General features: G+C 56.0%; 1 pseudogene. It reads left to right on the top strand.

Annotated elements, in window-relative coordinates:
- A pseudogene (locus tag FDX22_RS22035) lies at window positions 1-522 on the top strand (hypothetical protein); the annotation flags it as partial.

Genomic DNA, 522 nt, shown 5'->3' with positions numbered 1-522 from the left:
GCAGCGCGTCCTGTTCTTGTGGCGTAACGCCGATACGGTGGTGATTGGCCGGGCGCAAAACCCGTGGAAAGAGTGTAATACCCGCCGGATGGAGGAAGACAACGTGCGGCTCGCCCGTCGCAGCAGCGGCGGCGGCGCGGTGTTCCATGACTTAGGTAATACCTGCTTTACCTTTATGGCCGGTAAACCGGAATACGACAAAACCATCTCCACCACTATCGTACTCAATGCCCTGAACGCACTGGACGTCAACGCTGACGCCTCCGGGCGTAACGATCTGGTGGTCAAAACGGCCGAAGGCGATCGCAAAGTNCTGAATACGCTGGGCGTAGAAGCTGATGCCTCCGGGCGTAACGATCTGGTGGTGAAAACGCCGGATGGCGATCGTAAAGTCTCTGGTTCTGCTTATCGTGAAACGAAAGACCGCGGATTCCACCACGGCACGCTATTGCTGAATGCCGATCTCAGCCGCCTGGCAAACTATCTCAATCCCGATAAAAAGAAACTTGCCGCTAAAGGCAT

Origin of the sequence: Citrobacter sp. TBCS-14 (assembly GCF_005280805.1) — a bacterium.
Classification (GTDB): Bacteria; Pseudomonadota; Gammaproteobacteria; order Enterobacterales; family Enterobacteriaceae; genus Citrobacter; species Citrobacter gillenii.
The sequence above is the reverse complement of the archived record's forward strand: the minus strand, read 5'-3'. Positions and strand labels throughout refer to the sequence as shown.